The following is a 3393-nucleotide window of genomic DNA, read 5'->3' on the forward strand; positions in this document are numbered from 1 at the left end:
TATTTTTTTTAATAATTATGAATAATTCAGTTACTATCTGAAAGTTATGGAATTGTGAATTATATGTAGATGATAGTTGAAGACGTTTGTTGATTGGTTTTGTAGTACATTTCTTTGGATTCTTCTTATTCTTCCACTTATTTTAGTTTTTGTATTGCTCTTATAATTTTGTATCTTAGTTTTAGATTGTTTGTTGATGTTGTTTTTGAAGTAAATCTATTATGTCGTTGTTTTTGGTAGTATAGTTTATTACTTAACTTTTGAGATATTTTATGAATAAAAATAAACTCAGTGTTTTTAATAGTTAAAAGTCAAATAACTGGTAATAGTTTATTATAGTAGTATAATCAATAAAAAATAAAACATTTTATTAAATTAAATATTTAAAAAAGATTATTTAAAAAAAGATAAAACTAATTAATATCTCCATATAGTGGAGAGTACTTAGTAACAATGAAATCTTTATTGAAAAAACACTAACAATACTGTTAAGTTCTTAAAAAATTAAAGAAAAGAATTTGGGGTTTAAGTTTATTTATGGATTTTTAAAATCTATTTCCCATTCATCTTTATTAAATGCTGCACAAGATGTTACAGGGTGTGTAAATTCACTAAATATTCCACCATTAAATATGAATTCAGTAGCTTCTTTTGCATTTGTTGCAGTATAGTCTACTTCTCGGGGAGTGTTATGTTCATATGTTGATACATAGAAGGATTCACCAGGATTTACTTTTTTAACTTCAATACCTTCATGTGTTACAATACCTATGTAACCTTCACCTTTAGTATTTATTGCTCCACCTATACGGGGGGTGTTATAATCATCTTTTTCATAATCCATTGTAAGAAGGGATAGAGCCACAGCATCTTTCATATTCATACCTTCTCTTATTTTACCTGCAATAATATCTGTGTGTGATCCATTTGTTACAACACATATGTCATCTATTATGTCAATACAGTTGTAGCTTATATATGGATTTTTATAGATATCATCTTCTGATCCTTGAGTTGGTATGATTGCTACTTTTTGATTGTTTACTACAGATTTACGATTTGGAAATGATCTGCTTGATACTCTATATGATGCATAAACACCATCTTTACTACTTCCTATTGATATTATTCTTCCAAGATACATTTTATCATCTCATTATCTATTTTTTCTAATAATATTTATCTGAGTATTTTTTTTTAGTTATTTACGAACTTGCTGGACTTTTAACAGCAATTGATGCTAAATCTTCTGGTGATTTTATTGTTATGGTTCCTGTTGATGAATCCATAGTTATTTGACCCTCATCCATAACTCTTGTATGTACTGCCATAGCACCATTACGTATTTTATCAGAATAATCTACTCCATTCACTGTTACTTTTTTTAATCCATTTAAGGGTAGTAAATAGTATTCGGAGGTTCCTGTTGAACTTGTTGGCTTTGCTGATATTTGGTCTTGTGAATAGTGTGTTAGATCTGATGTTGGTGTCTGACTTAATACTACTAGTAAAAATATCATTATTGTAAATATAACATCTAACAATGGTACAAGATTTATGTTAGGGTTTTGTTGTTTAATTTTATCTTTAAATTGTTTAGTGTCAATAGCCATTAGATATTCCTTCTATAAAACTTTTGTTTATTGTTTTAATTTACTTTCAACAATCCTATTGGATGTATCAGAACATTCTCTAATTATTGTTTTTATCCCTTTTTCTAGCATATTTGGTTTAATAGCTACTTTTAGATTTGCTTGTTCATCATCAATTTCTTTTACTTTAATAATACCTGGAGATTCTTGTAATGCTTCTATTACTTCTTCTTTATCTGTTTCAATCCAGATTTTCATTTCAGCATGTCTCCAGTTACTCATTTTCTTAGCAATTTCAATATTATCTAACTGTACTTCTATCTTGTTTTTTATGTATGTATAGAAGGGTAGTAATATAATTGCTACTGCTAATCCAAATATTGTAGTTATAATTGCAATGTATATACCATTAGCTAGAAGAGTAATATCATTACTTACTCCTAATTCTTTGAATGTATACCACATTCCAAGAACTGTACCTATTAATCCTAGTAGTGGTGCCATTTCAATAATTGTTTGTATTGTTGAGAGACCTTTCATCATTTTACTCATTTCAACAATAAAAACCTGTTCCATGTTATCTTCAACTTCAGATTTACTTCTGTATCCAATTTTAAGAGCTTCAGAAATTATTCTGGATAATGGTGTTTTATAGTTACCAATTGCTCTTAAAGCTTCTAGTGAACCACCATGTGCCATGGATTCATTAACAACAATCATTAATTCTGATAAGTCAACTTCTGATGCTTTTCGTAAATACCATATTTTCTCAAGTGCAAGAAATAATCCATAAAGACCTATTACAGTAAGTAAATATACGATTATTCCTCCACTCTGAAACATACTTATTATATCATTTACTCCCGAGGTGAGTATTCCTATAATATCCATTTTATTTTTACTCCTAAGTGGAATTTTTTTATTTTAGTACTCAGATTAAAAATTTTTTCTATATATAATGTATATATCTTAATTTTATATTATATAAATTTCATATTTTATTTAATATATGGGATATTTAGGGATTATTAGCTTGTATTATTATTCTGTGGATTTTGTTATATTTTCTATTGTTTTCCATGTTTTTCTTATTATTGGAGGAAATTGATTATTTTTTATTGTTTTTAGGTAGTTTATTGTATTTTTATCACTTGGATATCCTGAGCCTACTGAACCATATTCTTGTCTTATAATTTCTAGTTGTTTGTCTCTTTCAACCTTTGCAATAATGGATGCTGCTGATACTATTTTATATGTTTCATCAGCTTTATGTTCTGTTACAACAGTCATGTTTGGATTTATTTTCTGTATTTTATCATGAAATCTATTTTCACGTACATCTATACAATCAATATAACATGCATTAGGTTTCATTATTTTTATAATTTCTTCCATACCTTCTGTTTCAATCTCATTTAGGTTTATGTCGTTGTTTCTTTTTTCATCTATTGTATGGGCTGGAATTATTATTGTTTTAAACTGGGCTATTTTCTTTATTTTCCTAGAGATTATTGTTCTTTTTTTCATGTTTAATTGTTTAGAATCCTTTACACCAATTCTATTTAGGAAGCGTATTTTTTTCTTTTTCATAAGTACTCCACCTATTACTAGTGGACCTATTACTGAACCTCTTCCTGCTTCATCAATTCCTAAAATTTGACTTTCATCATCAAGTATCATATTATTTTTAATCCTTATTTTATGTTATTAATATATATGTTGTATCTTCAAGTATTTTTATAGTTAATATTTTTTTGAATTATTTTTTCTATAAATATAAATAAAATAATAAACAATGTTT

At 26.8% G+C, this 3393-nt stretch carries 4 protein-coding genes; all 4 read right to left on the reverse strand.

Annotated elements, in window-relative coordinates:
• Nucleotides 1–535 precede the first annotated feature (535 nt).
• Entirely contained in the window at nt 536–1144 is a 609-nt protein-coding gene (locus A9758_RS00260) for an IMP cyclohydrolase (RefSeq protein WP_011406969.1), read from the reverse strand.
• A 61-nt stretch (nt 1145–1205) separates the two neighbouring features.
• Nucleotides 1206–1613, reverse strand: a complete 408-nt coding sequence (locus A9758_RS00265; RefSeq protein WP_011406968.1) for a biopolymer transporter ExbD — start codon at nt 1611–1613, stop codon at nt 1206–1208.
• Nucleotides 1614–1640: 27 nt separating this feature from the next.
• Nucleotides 1641–2483 (reverse strand): MotA/TolQ/ExbB proton channel family protein, encoded by an 843-nt coding sequence (locus A9758_RS00270; RefSeq protein WP_011406967.1) that lies wholly within the window; start codon nt 2481–2483, stop codon nt 1641–1643.
• Between the two features lie 150 nt (nt 2484–2633).
• A complete protein-coding gene (rnhB, locus tag A9758_RS00275) occupies nt 2634–3272 on the reverse strand; it encodes a ribonuclease HII (protein WP_011406966.1) in 639 nt (212 codons plus the stop codon).
• Between the last annotated feature and the right edge of the window lie 121 nt (nt 3273–3393).

This window comes from Methanosphaera sp. A6, assembly GCF_001729395.1.
GTDB lineage: Archaea > Methanobacteriota > Methanobacteria > Methanobacteriales > Methanobacteriaceae > Methanosphaera > Methanosphaera stadtmanae.